Origin of the sequence: Pseudomonas sp. CFBP 8771, from assembly GCF_014841695.1 — a bacterium.
GTDB classification, from domain to species: Bacteria; Pseudomonadota; Gammaproteobacteria; order Pseudomonadales; family Pseudomonadaceae; genus Aquipseudomonas; species Aquipseudomonas baltica.
In genome coordinates this window covers 719,330-744,227 of sequence record NZ_JACYUJ010000001.1, presented here as the reverse complement: position 1 = coordinate 744,227, position 24,898 = coordinate 719,330, and the positions used below count along the sequence as shown (strand labels likewise).

At 62.8% G+C, this 24,898-nt stretch carries 19 protein-coding genes; 8 read left to right on the top strand and 11 right to left on the bottom strand.

The annotated features are described in order from the left end of the window. Positions 1-5: 5 nt before the first annotated feature. The 3 genes from IFT80_RS03260 to IFT80_RS03250 all read right to left on the bottom strand — a co-directional run bounded on the left by IFT80_RS03260 (position 6) and on the right by IFT80_RS03250 (position 6,165). Positions 6-3,707 (bottom strand): translocation/assembly module TamB domain-containing protein, encoded by a 3,702-nt coding sequence (locus IFT80_RS03260; protein ID WP_244652278.1) that lies wholly within the window; start codon positions 3,705-3,707, stop codon positions 6-8. Beyond that, entirely contained in the window at positions 3,704-5,431 is a 1,728-nt protein-coding gene (locus tag IFT80_RS03255; RefSeq protein WP_192056257.1) for an autotransporter assembly complex protein TamA, read from the bottom strand. The genes IFT80_RS03260 and IFT80_RS03255 overlap by 4 nt, the downstream gene beginning before the upstream one ends. A 65-nt stretch (positions 5,432-5,496) precedes the next feature. Next, a complete protein-coding gene (locus tag IFT80_RS03250; RefSeq protein WP_192102079.1) occupies positions 5,497-6,165 on the bottom strand; it encodes a GNAT family N-acetyltransferase in 669 nt (222 codons plus the stop codon). A 161-nt stretch (positions 6,166-6,326) separates the two neighbouring features. Between IFT80_RS03250 and xthA the strand changes: the two genes are divergently transcribed. After that, the gene (gene xthA, locus IFT80_RS03245) at positions 6,327-7,145 is read left to right on the top strand and encodes an exodeoxyribonuclease III (protein ID WP_192136738.1); all 819 of its coding nucleotides are present in this window, start codon (positions 6,327-6,329) and stop codon (positions 7,143-7,145) included. 219 nt (positions 7,146-7,364) lie between these two features. Here xthA and IFT80_RS03240 read toward each other — a convergent pair whose 3' ends face one another. The 3 genes from IFT80_RS03240 to IFT80_RS03230 form a co-directional block, all read right to left on the bottom strand. Next, on the bottom strand, positions 7,365-8,069 hold the full coding sequence (locus IFT80_RS03240; RefSeq protein ID WP_192136737.1) for a DUF533 domain-containing protein: 705 nt from the start codon (positions 8,067-8,069) through the stop codon (positions 7,365-7,367). A gap of 91 nt (positions 8,070-8,160) precedes the next feature. Next, on the bottom strand, positions 8,161-8,820 hold the full coding sequence (locus IFT80_RS03235) for a TIGR04211 family SH3 domain-containing protein (protein ID WP_192136736.1): 660 nt from the start codon (positions 8,818-8,820) through the stop codon (positions 8,161-8,163). 274 nt (positions 8,821-9,094) lie between these two features. Then, entirely contained in the window at positions 9,095-10,366 is a 1,272-nt protein-coding gene (locus IFT80_RS03230) for a sensor histidine kinase (RefSeq protein ID WP_185793451.1), read from the bottom strand. Between the two features lie 533 nt (positions 10,367-10,899). On the opposite strand from IFT80_RS03230, the gene IFT80_RS03225 reads away from it, so the two are divergent. Both IFT80_RS03225 and mltA read left to right on the top strand, forming a co-directional pair. Beyond that, positions 10,900-11,229, top strand: a complete 330-nt coding sequence (locus IFT80_RS03225) for a hypothetical protein (RefSeq protein WP_192136735.1) — start codon at positions 10,900-10,902, stop codon at positions 11,227-11,229. A 290-nt stretch (positions 11,230-11,519) separates the two neighbouring features. Then, entirely contained in the window at positions 11,520-12,674 is a 1,155-nt protein-coding gene (mltA, locus tag IFT80_RS03220) for a murein transglycosylase A (protein ID WP_425311966.1), read from the top strand. A gap of 79 nt (positions 12,675-12,753) precedes the next feature. On the opposite strand, the gene IFT80_RS03215 is transcribed toward mltA, so the two are convergent. The 5 genes from IFT80_RS03215 to IFT80_RS03195 form a co-directional block, all read right to left on the bottom strand. Next, positions 12,754-13,131 (bottom strand): response regulator, encoded by a 378-nt coding sequence (locus IFT80_RS03215; RefSeq protein ID WP_122476920.1) that lies wholly within the window; start codon positions 13,129-13,131, stop codon positions 12,754-12,756. A gap of 81 nt (positions 13,132-13,212) precedes the next feature. Next, positions 13,213-14,394, bottom strand: coding sequence for a hybrid sensor histidine kinase/response regulator (locus tag IFT80_RS03210; RefSeq protein ID WP_122476919.1), 1,182 nt, complete (start codon positions 14,392-14,394; stop codon positions 13,213-13,215). Continuing rightward, complete coding sequence (locus IFT80_RS03205) at positions 14,388-14,963, bottom strand: chemotaxis protein CheB (RefSeq protein ID WP_192056247.1); 576 nt, start codon at positions 14,961-14,963, stop codon at positions 14,388-14,390. Before IFT80_RS03205 ends, IFT80_RS03210 begins: the two co-directional genes overlap by 7 nt. Beyond that, positions 14,960-15,814, bottom strand: a complete 855-nt coding sequence (locus IFT80_RS03200) for a CheR family methyltransferase (RefSeq protein ID WP_240998718.1) — start codon at positions 15,812-15,814, stop codon at positions 14,960-14,962. The genes IFT80_RS03205 and IFT80_RS03200 overlap by 4 nt, the downstream gene beginning before the upstream one ends. Next, a complete protein-coding gene (locus IFT80_RS03195; protein ID WP_192057174.1) occupies positions 15,814-19,299 on the bottom strand; it encodes a response regulator in 3,486 nt (1,161 codons plus the stop codon). The genes IFT80_RS03200 and IFT80_RS03195 overlap by 1 nt, the downstream gene beginning before the upstream one ends. Positions 19,300-19,569: 270 nt before the next feature. Here IFT80_RS03195 and IFT80_RS03190 point away from each other — a divergent pair, with 270 nt between their 5' ends. The 5 genes from IFT80_RS03190 to IFT80_RS03170 all read left to right on the top strand — a co-directional run bounded on the left by IFT80_RS03190 (position 19,570) and on the right by IFT80_RS03170 (position 24,861). Next, complete coding sequence (locus IFT80_RS03190; protein ID WP_192047183.1) at positions 19,570-19,932, top strand: response regulator; 363 nt, start codon at positions 19,570-19,572, stop codon at positions 19,930-19,932. A 76-nt stretch (positions 19,933-20,008) separates the two neighbouring features. Continuing rightward, on the top strand, positions 20,009-21,292 hold the full coding sequence (locus IFT80_RS03185) for a glycosyltransferase (RefSeq protein WP_192136734.1): 1,284 nt from the start codon (positions 20,009-20,011) through the stop codon (positions 21,290-21,292). An 81-nt stretch (positions 21,293-21,373) separates the two neighbouring features. Beyond that, positions 21,374-22,312: a MurR/RpiR family transcriptional regulator gene (locus tag IFT80_RS03180; protein ID WP_192136733.1), complete on the top strand. Its 939-nt coding sequence runs from the start codon at positions 21,374-21,376 to the stop codon at positions 22,310-22,312. 124 nt (positions 22,313-22,436) lie between these two features. Then, positions 22,437-23,330: an AraC family transcriptional regulator gene (locus tag IFT80_RS03175; RefSeq protein ID WP_192136732.1), complete on the top strand. Its 894-nt coding sequence runs from the start codon at positions 22,437-22,439 to the stop codon at positions 23,328-23,330. Between the two features lie 211 nt (positions 23,331-23,541). Continuing rightward, positions 23,542-24,861, top strand: coding sequence for an ABC transporter substrate-binding protein (locus IFT80_RS03170; protein WP_192136731.1), 1,320 nt, complete (start codon positions 23,542-23,544; stop codon positions 24,859-24,861). Positions 24,862-24,898 lie beyond the last annotated feature (37 nt).

The following is a 24,898-nucleotide window of genomic DNA, read 5'->3' as shown; positions in this document are numbered from 1 at the left end:
GAGCCTCAGAAATCACGTTTGTAGAACAGGTCCAGCGAACTGGCGACGCCGCTGGCCACTTCCAGATACAGACGCTTGCTCAACAGGTAGCGCAAGGCGATGGTATTGGCCGGCTCGAACACCCCCACGCCATAGCGCAGGCTGAGCTTCTCGGAAATGTTGCCGCTGGCGACCACACTGGTGGCATCGCCGCTGCCCTGGGTGTCGAGCTGGAAATCTTCGATGCCCAGGTCGGTGGCCAGTTTGCTGGTGACCCCCGAACTGCCCATCAAACCCAGACCGAGCGCCGCCTGGGCGAGCATGTTGTTGTCCTCGCCGCCGTTGCCCAATGGCCGGCCCAACACCAGGTAGGAGAGCGCCTGTTCCTGGCTCATGGTCGGTTCCGAGAACACTTCGCTGGTGGGTTGCTCGGCATTGCCGGTCAAGCGGATCCCGGCGATCACATCACCGGTGGTGCGGATCGCCTCGATGTCCAGGTACGGCTGACTGATTGGCCCGGCAAACAGCAAGCGCGCGCGGCGTATGGTCAGACGTTGGCCATAGGCGTTGTAGCGCCCGTCATTGAGGGCCAGTTCACCGCGCGTGTCCAAGTTGTCGCCGATATGAACATGGCCTGCCAGGTTGGCGCTCAGGCCGAAGCCGTTGAACGTGAGTTTTTCCTGGCCCACTTCCACATCGATATCAATCGCCATGGGCAACGGCGTCTTGCCCTGCTCGGTCTGGTTGCCGACGATGACCACGTCATCGGACAGCTTCACGGTGGACGGCGGCAATTGCCGAACCACGATGGCACCCTTGGGAATGAACACCTTGCCGACCACGGCGAGACGCTCGCCATTCATCTGGATGCGCAGGTCGGGCGCCGCTTCCAGGGTTGCATAGGGTTCGACATTGATCGGCAGCCGCGAGCCCTTGAGCTGCACGTCTACATCGAGGGCATCGGCCCAGGCGACGGTGCCGCCCAGCGACCCTTGGCCGGTCTTGCCGCTTTTCCAGCTGCCCTGCAAACGCACGCTTTCACCGGCGATCTGCGCCTGCAACTGCAGGTCTTCAAGGGTGGTCGGCAGTTCCGGGCCGGCTATTTCGCCACCGCTGAGACGGACGTTGCCGTTGACCTGCGGTGCCATCAGAGAACCTGTGATCTGTCCGCTGCCATCGAGCTGCCCCTTGAGGGTTTCGACCATGGGCACGAAGGGCCGAGCGATGGAAAGGTCGAGCCCGGCCAGGCGGAAACTGCCGGTGACAGGCTTGCTCTCCGGGATCGGATCGATCTGCGCAATCACCTGCAATTGCCCCAGGCGATCCCCGCGAAAATTGAGCTCGGTATCGATTCGCTTGGGGTTCAGACGGCTGGTCAGACGCAGGGTTTGATAGGGGAAGTCGACCCACTGCTGGTCGTTGCGCACCCGCAAGGTGCCGTTGCCGGCATCGACCGTGATCTCACCGGCCGGACCGCTGGCGGGCACATCCACCGCCACGTCGGCATTGAGCAGGCCCTGCCAGGCGAAATCCTTCGGCAACCACTGGGCCAGGCTGTCCAGCGGGAACTGCTTGAGGTGGTAGCGCAGGCGCGGCTCGGGCGCCAGGCGCTGGTCTTCGCCACACAGGCTGGCCTGTCCTGAGCGCCAACAATGGGCACCGAAGTTGACCTGCCCGCCAGCCAGGTATTCCAGGCGCGCTGGCGCCTGCAGACGCCAGTCCTGGCCACCGGCCTGCACCGAACCGCTGGCCAGTCGCCCGCGCCAGCTGCTTTGTGCGGTGAAGCCTTTGTCCAGCGTACCGTCCAGACTGGTCGCCAAGGCCAGCTGAGGCCCCTTGAGAGCCAGTTGCGCTTGCTGTCGCTTGATATCGCCCGAGGCCTTGGCGCTCAAGGTGCCCAGGTCGGTTGCACCTGCGCGAATGCCTGCAGCGGTCAAATCCAGCGTGCCGCGCTGGGCCCCATCGAGGCCGGCGTCCAGGGTCAGGTTCTGCAGACGGTTGCTGTCCATTGCCAACTGTTGGCCCACCAGCTTGAGCTTGCCTTGGGGTGCCTGCAGGGTACCTGCGGCATCCATCTGACCTTTCAACCGACCCTGCAGCCCGGGCCACAACTGCCCCAGGCGGGCCAGGTCGATGTCCAGCCGACCCTCGACTCGCTGCTGCAGGCTGCCTTGACTCTTGATGCGGTTATCACCCAGGCGAACGTCGAGGTTGCCCAGCGTCCAGCGTTCGCCCGCGCCTTGGGCCTTGGCCTGGAGCACGGCCGGTTGCCCGCGCAAGCGGCCCTTGAGGTCCAGGTCGGCATCGAGGCTGAGTCGTTCGTTCTTGAATTCACCCGTACTGCGCAAAGGACCGGCAAGGCTGCCGGGCATCTGCGCGACCCAGTACGCCGGATCGATGGCGCTCAAGGCGAGTGCCGTGTCCCAGGCGATGCCGTCGGCAAACTTCACGTTCAAGTGCCCTGCCGCCTTGCCCTGCCCGGCCACCAGTTCCAGCTGGGGCAGGAAGACCTGCTGCAGGTCGCCGCTGAACGGTGTTACCAAGGTGAATGCACCAGCCGGGCCATCGAAGGCACCTTTCAGGTTGCCCAGGTACTTGCCGTCGCTGTAATCGATCTCGCCTTTGAAACGCCGCACCTTCACGGCTGGCTCGGCAATGACCGGGTACAGGCGGTGCCAGGGGAAGTCCAGCCAGTCGATCCTGGCCTTCGCCGCCAGGGCCTGTTGCCAATCCAGAGAGCCAGACAGCCGCAGGTGCTGTTGCGCGCTGGACGAGATGTCCAACGCCTGCACCACGGCACCCTTGGCATCCACCCGCGCGCCAAGCAACAGGGTCATCGGCGACTGCTCGGCCGGCAGACTGGCCCGGCCATCGATGGCATAGCCAGCCTGCAGGTCACCCTTGGCGAGGAGTTCCAGCTGATTGAAAGCCAGAGTGTCGGGCAGCCCGGCGCTGGGTTTGAACGCCTCGCTCTGAATGCGCAACTGCGCAGGCAAATGCTCGGCCAGCGGCTGCACCGTGCCGGTGATCAGCGCGGGCAGGTAGCCGCTACTCTCCCCGTCCAGGGTCAGTGTGTCCAGCAGATCGCCCGTGGCGTTGAGGGTGACCTGCCAGGGCTTGTCGTCCACTGCCGGCAGTTGCACCTGGGCGTCGAGATCGAGCGGCCATTGGCCGCCAGGGCGCAGAGTGCCGTGCACATCCAGCACCAGTTCATCGCGCTGCAGGTGGGCTCGGTCGATCTTGAGGCCGTCGGCGGTCCAGTGCGCTGCCAGCTCCAGACCGCTCAGCTGTTGCACCCCATCCAGCTCCAGGCTATCGATACGCACATCGCCAAGCTCTATCGCGACGGGCAATTGCAGATCGGGCAATACGATCGGACCGCTGCCGGCAGGCTCTTCGCTGGCAGGCAACTGCGCAAGAATGGCGCCGGTGTGCAAGGTGTCGATGCACAGGGTCATGCGCCACAGGCAAGCGGGTGACCAGGCCAGCTCAAGCGCCTGCACCTCGACTCGGGTCGCCTGCTGCTGCCATACCAGCCTGTCGGCCTGCCAATGCCCGCCCAGCCTGCCACTGAAGTTTTCCAGGGTCAGTCCGGGCACGCGAGCCAGCGCCCAGTGGCTGCCGGCTTGCGTGCCCAATACCAGCGACACGGCCACGATCACGGTCAGCAGCAGGGCTGCGACCGCCCCTAGGGAGATCAGCAGACCTCGTTTCAGTGCGGGCTTCATAGTTCCGGCCCCATGGAAAAGTGCAGGCGCACGCCACCGTCGTCATCCATGGCGTGGGCCAGATCGAGACGAATCGGGCCTACCGGGGAGACCCAGCGTACGCCCACGCCGATGCCCGTCTTGAGGTCGGCGAACTTGAGGTCGTTGAACGAATTGCCCTTGTCGATAAAGGTCGCCAGGCGCCATTTCTCGGCGATCGAGTACTGGTATTCCACGCTGCCGGCCACCATGTAGCGTCCGCCGATGCGGTCGCCATCGGAGTTTTCCGGAGACAGGGTCTGGTAATCGTAGCCACGCACGCTCTGATCGCCACCGGCAAAGAAGCGCAGCGAAGGCGGAACGGATTTGTATCCGTTGGTGGCGTTGCCGCCCAACTGCACCCGGCCAAGCAAGCGGTGATTCTGCGCCACGGTGGTCAAGCCCTTGAGCATTACGTTGCCATGCAACAGGTTGGTGTCCGACATCAGCCCTTCCTTGGCCACTTGCGCATCGAACTGCACACGGTAGCCATTGTGCGGGTCGACCTTGTTGTCGCTCTTGAGGTAGGTGTAGCTGATGCCTGGCATCAACAGGGTACTCAGGCCGGTGTCGTCGCCCAACCGGTATTCTTCGCGTTGCCACTTCAGCGAGATGACTCGCTGCCAGCCGCTGGGTAGCTTGCTGTGCCATTCCGGGCCGAATGTCAGCAGTTTGCTCAGGCTGTCGGTGTCGGCCAGCTCTTCGTATTGGTAGCCACCAGCCCAGCGCAGTTTGTCGGTGAGGGGTGGATCCAGGGGGATGTCATACCAGAGCCCGACGTTCTGCCGAGGCGCGGAAAGCTCCATTTCCGCACCATAGCTGTGGCCCTGGGGATTGACCCAGTGGCGGGTCCAGTTGGCTTTGCCGCGCGGCCCCACATCGGTCGAATAACCCAGGCCCAACCCCATGGTCCGGGGCTTGCGCGTGGTCAGTTGCACGTCCACGGGAATGACCCGCTCGGTGGCTGCCGTTGGCGCCGCGTCGACCCGCACGCCTTCGAAATAGCCACTCGATTGCAGCGCCTGGTTCAGCTCGGCAATCAGTTCGGAATCGTAGGCGGTGTCTTCCTTGAAGGGCACCATGCGCTGCAGCAGTTCATCGTCGAAAGGCGTGTCGCCCTGGAAACTGACCTTGCCCAGCTTGAACCGCGGACCGCTGTTGTACACCAGTTCGATGTCGGCCAGGCCTGCCCGTGGGTCGACGGCCAGGCGCTGCTTGCTGAAGGTGCCACTGAAGAATCCATAGCGCGAGGCCTGGTTCTGGATAAGCTGCTTGGCATTCTCGTACTGACCGTGGTTGAGCACCGCGCCAGGAGCCAGCTCGCGACTGTGCGGCACGCGGAAGGCCTTCATTTGCGCCGCCGGACCTTCGACACGTACGGTGACATTACGAAGATGTATAGGCTCTCCCGGCTCAATGTGCAGCAGCAAGCGAGGATTTTCTCCCGGCTGTACTTCGCTGCTCACTCGCGCCTGATAATAGCCCAACGCCTGCGCCGCTTTCTGCGCCTGCTCCTCGGCCCCGCGACTGAAGCGCAACAGTGCCTCGCCGTCACGATCGCCCAGGCTGCCGATATAGCCTTCGACATTGCTCTTGAGCGCCGCATTGGCAGGGTTGATGCGCACATCGAGTACGCTTTGGGCCTGAGCCGCCATACATGCAACCAGCAGCGCCAGGCTGCCGGCCAATCGTCCTGAATAGTTCATAGGCGAATGCTATCACGACCTGTACGTCGATTTGGACCCTGCCAGGCGTCGTGGATGACTGGAGTTCAGCCTTGTGCGTAACCGACTGTTTCAGAACTGCGGACCGTTTCAGGGCTGGGATGGAAGAACACGTGCTCGACCACCGGACCCAATGGCACTTCGCCGATCTGGGTATAGCCTTGCCGTTCGAAGAACGCCAGATAGCGCGGATTGCCGGTGTCCAACACCACGCCTTCGGACGTCGGGTCCTGGGCGCACCAGTTGTGTACCGCCGTCAGCAGTTGCTCGGCCAGTTCAGGGCCCTGGTAATCGGGATGCAGCCCCATCAGCGGCAGCACATGCACCGCATCCGAAGGCAGGCAATGCTGCACGGCGTGATGGTATTCAAGATAACGGCGGGTACCTTCCACGCCGGTGCCCAGCATCATCCGCCATTGCCAGGCCCAGCTCTCGGTGATGCCCAGGCGACGCTGGGGTGGCGCTACCAGCGCAACGCCGGCCAGACGGTCATCGAAGAACAGGCCCAGCGCCGGCAGGTCCTGGAGGAAGTGCTGATTGACCAGTTGCCGCACCGTGGAACGCACGCGGCGCTCGAACCCAGGACGATCGGCTTCGAACAGGTAGGCAAAGGTCGGGTCAAGCAGGTAGGTCTGGTAGAGCAGCGCGCGGGTTTCCCGAGCGTAACCACCATCGAGCTGACGTACTTCTGCAGCGGTGGTCGAGGTCTGGAGCATGGAGGTCTGTCCTTGGCGAGTGCAACGAGTAGTCAATGGACGATGCGCGGCGGCAGGGGTTCCGTGCCTGGGGCAGGCAAATCACGCTGGATTGCACGCCGCCGCGCTGGTCGCTCGCGCCACACTCCGTTAGCATCGCGCATTTGCCAGGATCCGCGACCATGAAAATCGTCTCGTTCAACATCAACGGCTTGCGCGCCCGCCCGCATCAGCTGGCGGCCTTGATCGACAAGCACCAGCCCGATGTGATCGGCCTGCAGGAAACCAAGGTGTCGGACGAGCAGTTTCCGCAGGCCGAGGTCGAGGCGCTGGGCTATCACGTGCACTTTCATGGGCAGAAAGGGCACTACGGGGTTGCGCTGCTTTCTCGCGCCGCCCCGCTGAGTATCGACAAAGGCTTCGCCGGTGACGAAGACGACGCTCAACGCCGCTTCATCCGTGGCACATTCGCCGATGCCCAAGGCCAGGTCGTCACGGTGATGAACGGCTACTTCCCGCAAGGTGAAAGCCGCGATCACCCGACCAAGTTTCCCGCCAAACGACGCTTCTACAGCGACCTGCAGAGCTTGCTGGAAAGCGGATTCAGCAACGATCAGCCATTGATCGTGATGGGCGATGTGAACATTTCGCCCCAGGATTGCGACATTGGTATCGGGGCGGACAACGCCAAGCGTTGGCTGAAGACGGGCAAGTGCAGCTTCTTGCCCGAAGAACGCGAATGGATGCAACGGTTGCTGGACTGGGGGCTGGTCGACAGCTTCCGTCACCTGCACCCGGAGGTGGCCGACCGGTTCAGCTGGTTCGATTATCGCAGCCGCGGCTTCGAAGACCAGCCCAAGCGCGGCCTGCGCATCGATGTGATTTTGGCATCCCGCGGGCTGCTGCCGCAGGTTCGGGCCGCCGGTATCGACTACGACCTGCGCGCCATGGAAAAACCTTCAGACCATGCCCCGATCTGGTTGGAATTGGGGCCCTTGTAACGACCGTACGGGGATTGGCGCTGCGCCCGGACGCGGCTTGCGCCGCTGCTACAGGGGTGCGTGCGTCTGCTGGGTTGCGGGGCCGGCGGACGCGGCTTGCGCCGCTGCTACAGGGGTTGCGGGGCGCTGGGGGTGTTGTTTTTGTAGCAGCGGCGCGAGCCGCGTCGGCGGTGCATGGGATTGGCCTGCAGCATCGCCGTACGGCTTTTGAGGTGGGGGTTATTGCGTCTTGGCCTGCTGATCGAGCTGGGCGCGAAGTTCCGGGGCCAGGTTCAGGGCGGCTGCCAGTTGGTCGAGCCAGGCCCGCTCGCCGGCATCCTGCTGCCCCATGAGCATCACGCTGGCGAGGTACATCTCTGCTGCCATCGCCGGGCCATCGGCGGCACTGGCCAGCTCTTGCGCGTCCAGCGGCCGCGCCAATTCTGCGTCCAGCCACTGCTGCAACTGCGCATCCTCGGCATGCTCGGTCAATTCGGCGCGAATCGCGGCTTCCTCTTGTGCATCCACCCGGCCATCGGCCTTGGCCGCGGCAATCAACGCCCGCAGAATCGCATGGCTGTGGCCTTCAACTTCGGACTCGGACAGCTGATCGATTGTGCGCAACGCTTGCTGGGGTGCGGCTGCCTGCTGTTGCTGCCAGGTCTGATAGGCCTTGTAAGCCATCATTGCCAACGACGCCATGGCAGTGTACTTGCTCGAACCGGAACGACTGCCCCTGCTTCCGCCCAGCATGCCACCCAGGCCACCCAGCAAACCGCCGAGCCCACCCAGCCCGGCGCCGCCCGATGCGCCACGGCCGCCACCGAGCAGTCCGCCCAGCAAACCGCCCAGTCCGCCCTGCCCTTTGGCAGCGCCAGGCTGGCCGGCCGAGGATTGTCCGCTGCGACCGCGCAGCAGTTGTTCAAGTAGATCACTGGTGTTCATGGCAAGGCTCTCTCTGTGTGGCGATAAGGAGTGCAACACCATAGATCATCGAGCGGCCGGGCGGGTTCAGCGCAACCTGTAGGCGCCGCCCTCAGAACCAGCGATCGTTACGCTTGCGCCCACGCGTCATCATCGGCAGGATCAGCCCAGCCAGCAAACCAGCACCGGCAATGCTGCCGCCATAGACCATGTAGCTCATCATGACGTGCTTGTTTTCATCACCCAACTTCGCCTGGGTGCTGCGCAATTCGGACTGGGCATCGCTGAGCTCGGCGTTCAGCGCCTTGCTGCGCGCTTCCAGCTCGTCGATCAGCTTCTTGCGCGCATCCAGGGTTTCCTGCATGCCCTGGACTCGGTTCTTCCAGCTGTCATCGATGGACTGCAGCTTGCCGCTCAGATCGGCCACCTGCTGGGTCAGCAGCGGAACGTGTTCGGCAGGGCCGGGGGTGGGTTGCAGGTCGCTGCTGGGGATCCAGACACTGGAACCGCCCTCGCCGCGCACCTGGCTGTAGTCACCCTGAGTGGAAAGCAACTCGACTTTCTGACCGGACTTCAAGCTGCCGACGATGCGATAGCCATCGGTCGGGCCGCTGCGCACGAAGGTACTGAGGTTGTCGCTGACCCAGCGGCTGGTGTCGGGTGCTTCTTCGCCATGCGCAGGGCCGATAGTGAACAACAGCCCGGTGAACAGGCCGGTGGCAACCAGGCGGGTGCGGCTGAATACGGTAGAAAGACGTTGAGATGAGGGCATGGCGATCTTCACATGAATAAGAAAAAAGGCCCCGATGAACGGACCATTCGAAAGCGGGACAACAATGTCCCGCGGGCTGGGCCTGCACCGGTCGTGCCTGTCGCTACTACCGCTACGGGTGGCTACTACTTGCGAAGAGAGGCGATGAAAAGCCCTTCCTGGGCCTATTGCCCGGCATGCCGTCGGTTCAAGCCGCCAGCTGAAAGACCACAAAAAGGTGGCAAGGTTCACAAAAAGACTGTGACTGGGCGCACGGCTCGAGCGTGTTCCGGCGCTAGGCGTCGCCCAGTTGCACGGCAAAAAAACACCCATGGGGCTCGCGACTGCTCAGGCTCACGTGCCAGCCCTGGTTGACACAGATGCGCTGCACCAGGGACAAGCCCAGGCCCAGACCCTCGCCGCGCTGCTCGTCCCCGCGCACGAATGGCTGAAACATGGCGTTGCGCTTTTCCTCCGGAATGCCGATACCGCTGTCCTCCACGTGGAACCCGGTTTCGGTCAGGGTGAGGCGCACGAACCCGGTGTCGGTGTAGTGCCATGCGTTGCGCAGCAGGTTGCCCATTACCGAATGCAGGAATGCATGGTTGTAGACCTCGCTCGAATGGTTGTCCGCCACATAGATGAATTCAAGGCCCTTGGCCTCTATTTGGCGCCCCCAGATCTCGACCAGTTCGTCGGCGGTCCGGCGCAAGGTGGCAGAAGGATTGCCATGGCTGGCCGCATCGCGGTCGCGTGCCAGCAACAGGAACGTTTCGACCAGTTGGCTCATGCCGTCGGTGGCCCGTGCAATCCGCGCCACTTGACGGTGCGAGCGCTCATCCAGCTCGGTGGCCAGCAGCAGGTCGCAGGAACTGGCGAGAATCATCAACGGCGTGCGCAATTCGTGGCTCACGTCGCTGGTGAACATCTGCTCGCGATTGAGCGCCGCCCGCAGCTTGCTCAGCGTTTCATCGAAGGAGCGCGCCAGTTCGCCGACTTCATCGTCGGTGTAATCGGGCGACAGCGGCGGAGCCAGGCCGAGCATCTTGTCGCGATGGCGCACCTGCCGGGCCAGCCGCACGACCGGCGCCATCACCCGGCGGGCCAGGAGTCCGCCCAGCATGATCGCCAGGGCGATGCTCAGCAGAAAGCCAGCGCCTACCACGATGAACAGCACATTGGCACGCTGTTCCATACCCTCCTGGTCACGCAGCAATACGTACTGACGATTGTCGACGCGGGCGACCATGGCGTAGTAGGTGCGCGGCCCGAGCGTGAGCTTCTGGAAACCGATCGGCAGGGTCTTGAGCTCGTTGGGCATGCTCAGGTCGCCGTTGCCACCCTCGATGTAGAACAGCTCGTCTTTCTCGGGTCGGTGGCGCCAATCGTCCGCATTGTCGACCAACAGCAGGCGATGCATGTTGCCGCTCAAACTCATGGTCGTCAGCTTGCGCTCCACCAGATGCACGGTGGCCACGATGCCCACAGCGAATACGCCGGCGACGAAAGCGCTCATCAACGCAAACACGATGACGATCCGTCGACTCAGACTCTGCTTGAACTCCATACGGCTCCACTGGGTACTTGCACAGGACGCACCTTCTGCGCTCGGGCCGAGCATGATTATGGGAGACGCTCGAACAATCAAGCCTTGCCGGGGCTTTCATGGGCCTGAGCGAGGGCAAGGCGCTGAGCTGCGTATTTCAAACACCGTGTACCGGGATCCACGGACGCCGGAGCAGGCCGGAATGCGTGACTTGCAGGTCATAAATAAAATATGTAGTGCTGATAAGAAAGCACTACATATTCATTGACGCGACTCGTTGCGACTTGCATGATGAGGCCGTCTCCCTGATCGGGAACAGAGCAGAGGCGAAACCAGTCCTGCTCGATGAGCCATCGAGTCACTCCGATGTGATCCGCGTACCCCGCGGGTAGGTGCAACCTGAACGCCATGGCTTTCATGTAGTGATGGTTTCAAGCACTACACATCGAGCTCGAGCCAGTACTGACCTAGACGGACAACACGTGAAGCGTACCTGCCGACCCGTGTTGGGGACCACAACCTGACAGATCACACAGAGCTCAAGGAGCATACACATGAACCTGAACCAGCAGCCCACCGTTGACCAGCTCGCCCGCATTCTGGCAGCCGGCCGTGACAGCCTCGACGACCACATTCTTTGGGTCTGCCAGCGGGGCGATGTACATATCGACGCCCTCTCCAATGACGCCGACGGCGAGGATTTCGAGCGCAGCCACCCCGAACTGCGCGCGCGCATGCCGATCTACCGCCGCGGCAAGGGCTACGTCGGCAAGAAAGCAGCGGCCGATCGGCAGTTCGTCAACGATGTGTTCCAGACCCTCAATCGCGAGTGGACCCTGGGCCAGGGACAGGGCCAGGTACGTCGGATTGCCAGCTATTGCTGATACAGGTGGACAAGCGCATCAAGCCGGACGCGGCTCGCGCCGCTGCTACAGGGGATGGTGTCATTCTGTAGCAGCAGCGCAAGCCGCGTCGGCGGCAACACAGTATGCCTGTACAACCGCGTCAAGCCGGACGCGGCTTGCACCGCTGCTACAGGGGATGGTGTCGTTCTGTAGCAGCGGCGCAAGCCGCGTCGGCGGCCACCGCTGCACACCTGTTCGCCGCATGGATTTGACGTTGGGGGTGGGTTTATCCAAAGTAGCCGCCTCTTATCGCTATCAGGATGCGTTGCGTGACCCATTTCCGTTTCCCCTGGCGACGCCTGCTCATCGGCGTCGTGCCGGCGCTGGCGCTGTTGTCCGCCTGCGACAACGACAACAAGCCCGTGCCACCCACACAACCCGTCGCCACCTACGCACCGGCCACCTGGGATGATTTGCCCAAGGTCAGCGACAGCGACCTGCAGGCCGGCTTCACTGCCTGGCGCTCGGCTTGCCAGCGGCTGGCCAAGGATGCGATCTGGGGCGCCACCTGCGCATCGGCGCAAGCGGTGGACACTGCTCCCACCGCGATCCGCACCTTCCTCCAGGCACAACTGCAGGTCTACGGCCTGCGCTCTGCGGAAAAAGGCGAACACGGCCTGATCACTGGCTACTATGAGCCTGTCTATCCCGGCAGCCTCAAGGCCGACGCAGGGCATCCGGTACCTGTCTACGGCGTACCGGCAGACATGATCAGCGTGCAGTTGGACAGCCTTTACCCCGAACTCAAAGGCAAGCGCCTGCGCGGGCGGCTCGACGGCCAGGTGCTGCGTCCCTATGATGACGCGGCCACCATCCAGCGTCAGGGCATCGACAACGCGCCCGTGGTGGCGTGGATGCGCGACCCCATGGACCTGCAGTTCCTGCAGATTCAAGGTTCGGGGCGCCTGCAGCTGGACAACGGTCGGCAACTGCGCGTCGGCTACGCTGACCAGAACGGCCACCCCTACCGCCCGGTCGGCCGCTGGCTGGTGGACCAGGGCCTGCTGAAGAAAGAAGAAGTGAGCATGGGCCGCATCCGAGACTGGGCCGTGGCCAACCCCCAGCGCGTACCGGAACTGCTCGCCAGCAATCCGAGCTACGTGTTCTTCAGCCTTCGGCCGGACAGCAACGAAGGGCCGCGTGGCTCGCTCAACGTGCCCCTTACCGCAGGCTACAGCGTGGCGATCGATCGCAAGGTGATCCCGTTGGGTAGCCTGTTATGGCTCTCGACCACGCGCCCCGACGGCACGCCGGTCGTTCGCCCAGTGGCCGCGCAAGACACCGGTGGCGCCATTGCCGGCGAAGTGCGTGCCGATCTGTTCTGGGGGACGGGAGCAGAAGCCGGCGAGCTGGCCGGCAACATGAAGCAGGAAGGTCAGGTGTGGTTGCTCTGGCCCAAAGGGGCCGCATTGCCAACCCCCTGAAGCAGACGGCGAATGCCTGCAAACAAAATGCCTGCAAACAAACAGGGCACCTGACCGTCAGGCCAGGTGCCCTGCTCGTTCAGGCCAGCAGTTCCTGGATCTGCTCGTGCAGCGTATCCAGGTCGAACGGCTTGGCCAGGATCGGTGCCTTGCGCGCGATCGGGCTGTTGGTTTCGAGGATTTCCGCCGGATAGCCACTGATGAATATCACCTTCAGGTCCGGCCGCAGCAACACGGCGGGCTCGGCGATCTTCACCCCGGAAATGCCACCGGGCAGACGATAGTCGGTGACCATCAGGTCCAGGTGCGGCTTGGTCGACAGAATTTCCAGTGCCTGCTCGCCATTCTCGGCTTTCAGGACGCGATAGCCCAGGCCGGACAAGTAGTCTGCCAGGACCATCAATATCAACGGTTCGTCCTCTACGATGAGAACGACATCTTGTGCATCTTCACTCATGGGGAAGCCTATGTACTTATATGTTTTGCTGCCATTACGACCATGACCTGCGACAGAGGTTGCGTGTGAGTGCGCTTATTCCTAAAGCGGCAGGCTGACCCGGAACGTCGCGCCGTCGCCCAGGGCGCTGTCGACTTCGATGCGCCCGCCGTGGGCCGCCACGATCTGCTCGGAAATGAACAGGCCCAGGCCCAGTCCCGCTACCACGTTGCTGCCCGACACCCGCTCGAATTGCTGAAAGATGCGCAGCTGGTTTTCCTTGCTGATACCGATGCCATGGTCCCGCACTTCCACGCGCGCCCAGCCGTTGTGCCCGTACACCGTGACCTCCACCGGCCCCTTGCCACCGTAGCGCAAGGCATTGGAGATCAGGTTGCTGACCACTTGCTCGATGCGGAACTCGTCCCAGATGCCCAGCACCGGCTCATCCGCACGCAGGCTGATGGTGCAGTCGGCGGCAGCCACCTGAGGCGCAAAACTGTCGACCAGATTGCGCACCAGTTGCGCCAGATCGAACTGGGCAGGACGGATGGACAGCTTGCCGGTGCGGATGCGCGACACATCGAGCATGTCCTCGATCAAGCGGATCAGGCTCTTGATCTGGCGCTCGTCGCGTTCGACCATGGCGCGCATCTTGTCGAGGGTGAAGGCATCGGCGTTATCGCGCGCCAGGTGCAGTTTGCGCAGTTGCGTTTCCAGGATCAGCCCATTGAGCGGAGTGCGCACTTCGTGGGAAACGATCGACATGAAGTCGTCGCGCATGCGCACGGCATGCTCCAGTTCGCTCTGGGTCACTTGCAGGCGCTTGAGCAGCACCTCCTGTTCCTGACGCGAGCGCTCCAGCGCATCGAGCTGTTCCTTGAGGGTCTTGCGCTGGCGGTACAGGTCGACGAACACGCTGACCTTGCTCTTCACCGCCTGCATGTCCAGCGGCTTGTGGAGGAAATCCACGGCGCCGCTTTCGTAGCCCTTGAAGGCATAGTTGAGCTCGCGCCCGGCGGCGCTGACGAACACGATCGGAATGTTCTTGGTCTTCTCGGTGCTGCGCATGAGCTCGGCCAGCTCGAAGCCGTTCATGCCCGGCATCTGCACATCGAGAATGGCCATGGCGAATTCGTGCTGCAACAGCAGCGACAAAGCTTCGTCGGCCGAGAGTGCCTTGTGCACCTCACGGCCGGGGCTGGCGATCAACGCCTCCAGGGCCAGCAGGTTCTCCGGCAAGTCATCGACGATCAACAGTTTTGCTTGGACGTTGCTTAGCATGTGCTTCGTTCCAGCTCGGCAAGCAGACAGCCAATGCCGTGGAGTGAAAGAATGTGATCAGGCGCCTGCAGGCGGATGGCCGCCTGCGGCATGACCGCGACCCGCGCCTCGGCGGGGTCCTGGACGATGGTCAAGCCACCTTTGTGTTTGATGCTGGCCAGACCTCGCGCGCCGTCTTCGTTGGCCCCCGTCAACAATACCCCGATCAACCCGCTGCCATAGGCATCGGCGGCCGAATCGAAGAGAAAGTCTATGGCTGGACGCGAATAGTGCACCCGCTCCTCCTGGCTCAACGACAGGCTGAAATCGCGCTCGACCGACAGGTGATAACTGGGGCCGGCAAAGTAGAACATACCGGGTTCGATAGGCTCCTTGTCACGCGCCTGGCGCACCGGCCGGTTCAAACGCCTTTCGAACACTTCCGCCAACTGGCTGTGACGCTCGTCCGGCAGGTGCAGCACGGTCAGCACCGGCAGCTTGAAATCCATCGGCAACTGCCCGTACACCCCCAGCAGTGCCTCGACGCCACCGGCCGATGCGCCCACCACCACCGCTTGGAAACGACTCATGACTTGCGATAGATCCGTTCAGGGCGCGTCAGGGTTTCGAAGCGCGAACTGTAGGCCGAGAAATCCAGGGTTTCCTTGCTGCCGAGCATGAGAAAGCCGCGATGGCTCAGGGATTCGTGGAACAGCCCGAAGGCGCGGTCCTGCAGGCCTTTGTTGAAATAGATGAGCACATTGCGGCAGGACACCAGCTGGGTCTCGGAGAACACGCTGTCGGTGGCCAGGCTGTGGTCGGCGAAGGTCACGTTCTCGCGCAGGCTGCTGTCGAAGATGGCGTTGCCATAGGCCGCGGTGTAGTAGTCGGCGAACGAGCGGGTGCCACCGGCGCGCTGGTAGCTCTGGGTATAGGCGCGCACGCTTTCCATGGAGTAGATGCCTTGCTTGGCCTTTTCCAGGGAGGTCGGGTTGATATCGGTGGCATAGATGATGGTGCGGTCGAGCAGACCTTCCTCGCGCAGCAGAATGGCCATGGAGTAGACCTCTTCGCCGGTGCTGCACCCGGCGATCCAGACCTTGAGCGATGGATAGGTCTTGAGCAGCGGCACCACCTCACGGCGCAGCGCCAGGAAGTGCTCGGGGTCACGGAACATCTCGCTTACCGGAATCGTCAGGTACTGCAGCAGCTCCATGAACGCCGTAGGCTCGTGCAGCACCCGAGCCTGCAACGACGAGACGCTGCTGCACTCCATCTGGCGCAGCGCGTGCAGGATGCGACGCTTCACCGACGCGCCCGAGTAATCGCGGAAATCGTAGCTGTAGGTGAGGTAGATCGCCTCGATCAGCAAACGGATCTCGATATCGATATTGCGTTCGGCAGCCGGCTGGGAGGGCTTGCCGGCCAGGGAATCACTCACTACATGCGCTCCAGTTGCGGCAACCACACGCGGATCAGCGAGAACAGACGATCCAGGTCGATGGGCTTGGCCAGATAGTCGTTGGAACCGGCCTGCAGGCAGCGTTCCTGATCGTCTTTCATGGCCTTGGCAGTGACCGCGATGATCGGCAGCTTGCGCCAGCGCGGGTCCTTGCGGATCTCGCGGGTGGCCTCGTAGCCATCCATCTCGGGCATCATCACATCCATCAACACCAGATCGATGTCCTCGACCTGATTCAACTTGTCGATTGCCTCTCGGCCGTTACGGCCTACTTCAACGATGGCGCCCTTGTGTTCAAGGGCACTGGTCAGGGCAAAGATATTGCGCACGTCGTCGTCCACCACGAGGATCTTGCGGCCCTCGAAGACCTTGTCGCGACTGCGGGCGGTTTTCAACATCTTTTGCCGCTCATGGGACAACTGCGATTCGACTTTGTGCAGGAACAGCGTCACTTCGTCGAGCAGCCGCTCGGGCGAGCGCGCGCCCTTGATGATGATCGAACGGGAGTACTTGAGCAGCTCGGCTTCTTCGTCGCGGGTGAGGTTGCGCCCGGTGTAGACGATGACCGGCGGGAACGCACGGATCTCCTCGTTGGACATGCGCTTGAGCAGGTCGCCGCCGAGCATGTCGGGCAGCTTGAGGTCGATGATCATGCAGTCGTAGACGTTGTCGCGCAGCAGGTCGAGCGCCTCCTGGGCAAAGCCCACGGCAGTGATCTCGATGTCGTCGTCGCCGATCAGCAGGGAAATGCTCTCGCGCTGCAGGTCATCGTCTTCCACCAGCAGAATGCGCTTGAGCTTTTGCGTCAGCTTGGCTTCCAGGCGGCCGAAGACTTCCTTGAGTTCGTCGCGGGTGGTCGGCTTGACCGCATAGCCGATCGCGCCCATGTGCATGGCCGCCTCGACCCGGTCCTCGACCGAAATCACGTGCACGGGAATGTGCCGCGTGGTGGCCAGTTCCTTGAGGCGCTGCAGCACGGTCAGGCCGGAATGATCGGGCAGGCGCATGTCGAGCAGGATCGCATCGGGCACGAAGGTCGCCGCCAGGTCGAAGCCCTCATCGGCGGCGTGGGCCACCAGACAGTGGTAGTCCAGCTCATGCGCCAGGTCGTAAAGGATACGCGCGAAGTTCGGCTCATCCTCGACCACCAGTATGCAGCGCTTGGTGAACGGGCCTTTATCGCGGTCGTCGGCAAAGCGCGCCACGGTCAGCGGCGCTTCGAGCACGGCCGGGGTGTTGGACACCGGCTGCGCAGCGATCACCATGGGCTGCGGCGCATGCCGCGGCGCCTCGATGATTTCTTCGTAGCGTTGCGGCAATACCAAAGTAAAGGTGCTGCCCTTGCCCAGTTCGCTGCTGACGGTGATGTAGCCGCCGAGCATGTTGGCTAGGTCGCGGGAAATCGACAGGCCCAGGCCGGTGCCGCCGTAGCGGCGGTTGGTGGTGCCGTCCGCCTGGCGGAAGGCCTCGAAGATGGCCTGCTGCTGGTCGACGGCGATACCGATGCCGGTGTCGCGAATCTGGAAGGCGATGCCTTGGTTGGCATGGCCAGACACCAACAGCTCGACACTGCCCTGCTCGGTGAACTTCAGCGCGTTGGCCAACAGGTTCTTGAGAATCTGCTCAACTCGCTGGCGATCGGTGTACAACATCGCCGGTGCGTCGGGAAGAATCTGCACCGACAGTTCCAGGTGCTTCTGCCCGGCCAGCGGCTCGAAGGTCATGCGCAGGCCGTCGACCAGACGCGGCACGCTGCTGTTCTCCGGTCGCAGGTCGAGCTTGCCTGCCTCGACCTTGGAGATGTCGAGGATGTCGTTGATCAGGTTGAGCAGATCGTTGCCCGCGGAGTAGATCGACTCGGCGAATTTGACCTGATCGGCAGTGAGGTTTTCCTGGGGATTTTCCGCCAGCAGCTTGGCCAGGATCAACGAGCTGTTGAGTGGCGTGCGCAACTCGTGGGACATGTTGGCGAGGAATTCGGACTTGTAGCGGCTCGAACGCTGCAGCTCGTCGGCACGTTCCTCGAGCTGTACCTGGGCCTGGTTGAGCTCCAGGTTCTTGCGATCCAGCGCATCGCGCTGCTGGCCCAGTGCATCGGTGCGTTCGGCCAACTGCTCGTTGGTCTGCTCAAGTTCCGCCTGCTGGGTTTCCAGGTACGCCTGGGACTCCTTGAGCACTCGCGACTGTTCTTCGAGCTCTTCGTTGGCGGTTTTCAGCTCTTCCTGCTGCACCTGCAGCTCTTCGTTGAGCTGCTGGGTTTCGGCGAGCACTTCCTGCAGGCGCTGACGATAGCGGGCCGCTTCGATGGCGGTGCCGATGTTGTCGGCCAGCAGTTCGACGATTTCCAGGTCGCGGTCGGTCAAGGGGCGCAGGAAGCCCAGCTCGACCACGGCGTTGATCTGGTCGTTGTCGCTGGTCGGGATGACCAGCACGCTGCGGGCTGCGCCCTCGCCCAGGCCTGAGCTCAAGCGCAGGTAATCGGCCGGCACGTCGTCCAGGCGGATGACCCGGTTGCGCTGCACGGCCTGGCCGGCAATACCCTCGCCATTGATCAGCAACTGGTCCGTCACCTCACGCTCGCGGGAGAACCCGTACGAGGCGATACGGCGCAGGTTGCCGTGCTCTTCGCGGATGTACACCGCCGCGACCACCGACCCCAGGTACTGGGCGAAGAACTGCAGCATGTTGCGGCCCAGCATCTGCAGGGTCTGCTGGCCCAGCAACTGTTCGGCCAGCTGAGTCTGGCCGGTGCGCAGCCAGGCCTGGTCCTGCAGGCGCTTGGCACCCTTTTGCAGGGCAGCCAGGTTGCCGCCGTAGGAGGTCGACAGTTCGGTCATGTCGCGTCGGCCGAAATACGCCAGCAAGGCGCTGACCACCAGAACGAACAGTACATAAAGGCTGACCGATGCCCAGATGGTGCGTGACACGTTTTCGCTGCGCTCCACCCGCAGTTGCTGCTCCATGGCAATGAAGCCTTCGTATTCCTTGCGGATCGCGTCGGTCAGGCGCTTGCCGCGGCCGGTCTGGACCACGCTGGAATAGTCGCCGGTGGCGCGCTTGAGCGAAATCAGCTCCTCGCCGTAGGAGAGCCAGTCCTTCTGCAGCGCCATGATGCGGGTCAGGCGATCGACTTGGCGCGGGTTGTCGGCCACCAACGCCTGCAAGGCTGGCAACTCGGCGGCCAGGCGCGGCTTGGCCAGCTCATAGGGGTCCAGGTAGCCCTCGGCACCCGAGAGCAGGTACCCCCGCATCCCGGTTTCCATGTCGATCGACAGCTTGGTCGCTTCGTTGGCGTTGTTGATGACCCGGTCGGTGTGCTCGACCCAGTCGATCACCGACAGCAGGTAAACGATGATCGCAATGAACACGGCCACGCTGAGCACGCCCACGCCCAGCGGCAAGCCAACGTTGCGACTGAGCAGGCGACGGAAGCTCTGCTCGTCGATCGAAGAGGGTTTGTTCATGTCCTTGGGCCCGGATCCTGTATTCGAGGTCGGGGATTTTGCCGCAATTCAGTCAATTTGTTAGGTTTTTTCCTCATGCTTCGTAAGAATTTTCACATCTAAACGTGGGAATGGTCTCGTTTAATGCCTCCACAAGCATGGCCTGACCCCGACCCATGCTTTATGATTGGCGCCCTGCTTCCCGGGTGCTCGTTGCCCTCGGGGCGTAACGTTATCTGCGACATGACGGCTCGGCGCCGTCTGCGCCCTTTGCCGACCAGGATCCGAACGATGTCCGATACCGCCAAAACCATTCTTGTCGTCGAAGACGATGCGATCGTCCGCATGCTGATCGTGGACGTGCTGGAGGAATTCGAGTTCAAGGTACTGGAAGCCGAGGACGGTCCTCAGGCGCTGACCTTCCTCAACGATTCGGCCGAGACCATCGACCTGATGATGACCGACATGGGCCTGCCCGGCATGGACGGCAAGGAGCTGGCCGTCGAGGCGCGCGCCTTGCGTCCCGAACTGCCGGTGCTGTTCGCCAGCGGCTACGCCGAAGCGCTGGACGTTCCGGCGGGCATGGCCATGATCGGCAAGCCGTTCTCCATCGACCAGTTGCGCGACAAGGTCAAGAGCATGCTGGCGGCCTGAAGCCGCGCCTACCGCTACACCCCGGCGCGTAATCATGGCCTAATGCGCGCCCGGTTTTTGCCCCCGAGTCTGCCCCATGTCTTTTCAGCGCGTCCTGGTCATTGGCTATGTCTGGCCCGAGCCCACCTCTTCCGCGGCCGGCGGGCATATGATGCAGTTGCTGCAGTGCTTCACGACCCAAGGCTGGCACGTGACCTTCGCCAGCCCCGCCAGGGTCGGCGAGCACAAAGCCGACCTCGCAGCGCTGGGCATCGCCGAACGAGCCATCGAGCTCAATGACGACAGTTTCGACCGCTTCGTGGCGGAGTTGCAGCCAGACATGGTCCTGTTCGATCGCTTCATGATGGAAGAGCAATTCGGTTGGCGGGTCGAGCAGCACTGCCCGCAGGCCGTGCGTGTGCTGGAAACCTGCGACCTGCAGAGCCTGCGCGACGCGCGTCAGGGTTTGCTCAAGCAGCGCCTGCACGCAAGTGACGACGAAAACGACTTCTCGGCATTGTTCGCCGAAGCACCGGACACGCTCTACGCGCACATGAGCGACGCCGATATCACCCAGCGTGAAGTGGCAGCCATCTTTCGTTGCGACTTGAGCTTGATGATCTCGCCGTTCGAGACGCAACTGCTGACCGAACGCTTCGGCGTGCCAGCCAGCCTGCTGCATGATTGTCCGCTGATGGTCGAGCCGCCAGCCACCGCAGCACTGACCTTCGAGCAGAGAGCCCACTTCGTCTGCATCGGCAATTTTCGCCACGCCCCCAACTGGGACGCCGTGCTGTGGCTCAAGCAGCAGATCTGGCCACGCATTCGCAAGCAGTTGCCGCGCGCGCAATTGCACGTGCATGGCGCCTACACACCGCCCAAGGCCACGGCCCTGCACAACCCTGCACAAGGTTTCCTGGTCAAGGGTTGGGCAGTGGATGCGCTACAGGTGGTGGGTCAGGCACGGGTGGCGCTGGCGCCACTGCGTTTCGGCGCGGGCATCAAGGGCAAGTTGCTCGATGCCATGCTCTGCGGTACGCCCAGCGTCACCACCCCGACGGGCGCCGAAGGCATGCGTACCGGCGAGCGCTGGCCGGGCCGGATAGGCCGCAGCGCAGACGAGCTGGCGCAGGCGGCGGTCGAGCTGTACGAAAACGCGGATCAATGGCAAGCCGCCCATGAACAGTGCCATGAGCATCTGGGCGCCCAGTATGCGACCGAGCCACACGCTCAGGCCCTGATCCTGCGTCTGCAACAGTTGAGCCAGAGCCTAGCGCAGCATCGCCGGGCAAACTTCACCGGCAGCATGCTCCGGCATCATCTGCACAAGAGCACGAAATACTTCTCGCAATGGATCCAATCCAAGAACCAATCGGTCTAAGCGGCCGCTGGCACTTTGTGGCCCGCGAACTAATCTCTGGTGTCCAAGGTAGTTCCTATTGCCCATTCAGGACGAACGACGATGGCGCCTATCGACAGTACCAAAGTGTACGATTCCGAGCTGATGCGCGCATTGCGTGGCAAGCACGAAGAGCTGCGGCCCGCGCTGAAGAAAGTCTCCACCTTCCTGCAAGCCAACCCCTACCGCAGCGCAACGCTCAACATAGAAGAACTGGCCGGCGCCACCGGCACCTCCACCGCGGCCGTCAACCGCCTGGCCAATGCGATCGGTCTCAACGGTTTCACCGGCCTGCGCTTTGCCCTGATGGAAAACCTGCTGGCCGTGGTGTCTGCGGCCGACGTCATCGAAGGCCGGCTCAAGCAGGCACCGGAGACGGGGTTCGATCTGGAACAGCAGATCAGCCTCAGCAAGCACCATCTGGACAACGTCACACGCATGAACGACAACCAGACCTTCGAGGAGATGGCCCTGCGCCTGGCCCGCTCGCAGAATGTGTTCGTGGTCGGTTTCGGCAACAGCTTTCACATCGCCGCCATGGCAGCCGCGGGGCTCAGCCCGTTCTGCGCCGGCGCGCACTGCGTGACCCTGGACGGCGGTCTTGAAGGGTCGGCCTATCGACTGTCCGGCATCACCCGCAACGACACCCTGCTGGCCATCGCCCTGCCCGCCTACACCCGCGACACCATTCGCCTGGCCGAATACGCCAAGTCCCGCGAAGCCTGTGTGCTGAGTGTGACCGACTGCCCGGCATCGCCGCTGGTGCAGGTGTCGACCCTGAGCCTGTTCATCCCACCTCACCACCCCGTGCTGCCCAATTCAAAGGTCGGGTTGATGGCCGCCATGGAAGCGCTGCTGGCTCAAGTACAGCTGCTCAAACCGGCGGCGAACGAGGGCCAGCCATCGCTTCCCGACTGGGAGCCGGACCGCGGCAGCCTCCCCCCCTCCTTGCCGGGCCTGCCGCGCTCGAACACGCCGCGCAAGAACGACGACGCCCGCTGAGCGAGGGCCGCTTCAACGCCGGGCTTCTCGACTCCGGACGTTTCAGCCTTGGACGCACAGGCCCGTCCACCGCTATGCTTGGGTGCGCATTTCCGATCGGCACAACTCCAAAAGCAGCCACGGCATGACTCGAGCAACGCGAATAACCGACCCTTCCTACGAGTTGATGGACGACCACGACGGTCGCTCGATCATCTATCGCCAGCACGGTTTCCCATGCCCGCTGGTGCGCTGGCATTTCCACAAGGAATACGAACTGCACCTGCTGGTCGCCACCTCCGGCAAAGTGTTCGTCGGCGACTACATCGGCAACTTCAATCCGGGCAGCCTGTTTCTCACCGGGCCCAATCTGCCGCACAACTGGATCAGCCAGCTGCAGAACGACGAGTCGGTGAGCAAGCGCGACATGCTGGTCAATTTCACCGACGAGCTGTTCGACCATGGCCACCAGGTATTCAGCGAACTCAAAAGTCTTGCGCCGCTGCTCGAACGAGCCCGTTACGGCATCGAGTTCCGCTGTGCCCGGACCATCGCCCAGGCCGGTGCCTCGATGCAGCGCATCGCCGACAGCCAGGGTATCAGCCGCCTCGGACACTTCCTGATACTCATGGAATCGCTGGCGGCCTGCGAGGACTACCAGTTGCTCTCGGGCACTGCAGCGGCGCAGGACGCCGACGAGCACGCGGTGGAGCGCACCAACCGCGCGGTCGACTACATTTTTGCCCACTATGCGCGCGAGCTGTCTCTGGAAGAAGTCGCCGCCTACCTGGGCATGAAACCGACCTATTTTTCCCGGGTGTTCAAACAGGCCACCGGCCGCTGTTTCGTCGAGTTCGTCAATCGCCTGCGCATCAGCAAGTCCTGCGAGCTGCTGGCTGACGGCGATCGGCCGGTGACGGACGTGTGCTTCGAGTCCGGCTTCAACAATATTTCCAACTTCAACCGCCGCTTCCAGCAGCTCAAGGGCATGACGCCGTCGCACTATCGTCGCCTGGCCGTGCAGCGGTCGAGCTCCTGAAACCTGTACGAAACCTCACAACGACGCTGCGCACGCCTCTGGCGCGTCGCTGCGCCAGCCGGCTCAGTGCAAATAAGTATCAGCGTGGGTGTACTCAGGGATTTGTCAGAATGCCTGCGGGGGTCTGTAATCACAGGCAGTGCTTCACCTCTACGAAGACACAAGAATAATAACCAAGGCCGCCCCCCCGCGTGCCGAAGAGGAATGCGAGATGACCATAGACTACAAACGCCTGCTCGTTGCCAGCGGTCTGTGTGGCGCACTGGCCGTCAGTGGCTACAGCCATGCCGACACCACCCTGACCATCGCCACCGTCAACAACAGCGACATGATTCGCATGCAGCGCCTGGCCAAGACTTTCGAGTCCGAGCATCCCGACATCATGCTCAATTGGGTGGTGCTGGAAGAAAACGTGCTGCGCCAGCGCCTGACCACCGATATCGCTACCCAGGGCGGCCAGTTCGACGTGTTGACCATCGGCATGTACGAAGCCTCGCTGTGGGGCGCAAAGGGTTGGCTGTCACCGATGAAGGACCTGCCCGCCAGCTACGACATAGACGATGTCTTCCCTTCGGTGCGCGACGGCCTGTCGGTGAAAGGCCAGCTGTACGCCCTGCCGTTCTACGCTGAAAGCTCGATGACCTACTACCGCACCGACCTGTTCAAGGCGGCCGGTCTCGAGATGCCGGAAAAACCCACCTGGACCCAGATCGCCGAATTCGCCGGAAAACTCACCGACAAGAGCAAAGACCAATACGGCCTGTGCCTGCGCGGCAAGGCCGGCTGGGGCGAGAACATGGCGTTGATCACTACCGTGGCCAACAGCTTCGGCGGCAGCTGGTTCGATAGCCAGTGGAAGCCACAGTTCGACAGCGAAGCCTGGAAGAAAGCGCTGAACTTCTATGTCGACAACATGAAGAAGTCCGGCCCTCCAGGCGCTTCGAGCAATGGCTTCAACGAGAACCTGGCGCTGTTCAACAGTGGCAAGTGCGCCATCTGGGTCGACGCCAGCGTCGCCGGCTCGTTCACCATGGACAAGACCCAAAGCAAGGTCGCCGACAGTGTCGGCTTCACCTTCGCCCCTCATGAAACCACCGACAAGGGCTCGGCCTGGCTGTACTCCTGGGCCCTGGCCATCCCAGCCAGCTCGAAGAACCAGCAGGCCGCGCAGCAGTTTTCGGCCTGGGCAACGTCCAAGGAATATGCAGCGCTGGTCGCCAAGACCGACGGCGTGGCCAATGTCCCACCTGGCACGCGCAAGTCGACCTACACCGACGAGTACCTGAAGGCGGCGCCGTTCGCCCACATCACGCTCGAATCGCTGAAGGTCGCCGATCCCAAGCAGACCGATGCCAAGCCCTACGTTGGCATCCAACTGGTGACCATTCCCGAGTTCCAGGCCATCGGTACTGAAGTCGGCAAGGCATTCGCTGCCGCGCTGACCGGGCAGACCACCGCGGACCAGGCGTTGGTGGTTGCGCAGACGGCGACCGAACGCGCCATGAAGCGCGCCGGCTACCCCAAGCAGTAACACGTCCGCCCTGCTGCCCGCCGACCGTGGCGGGCAG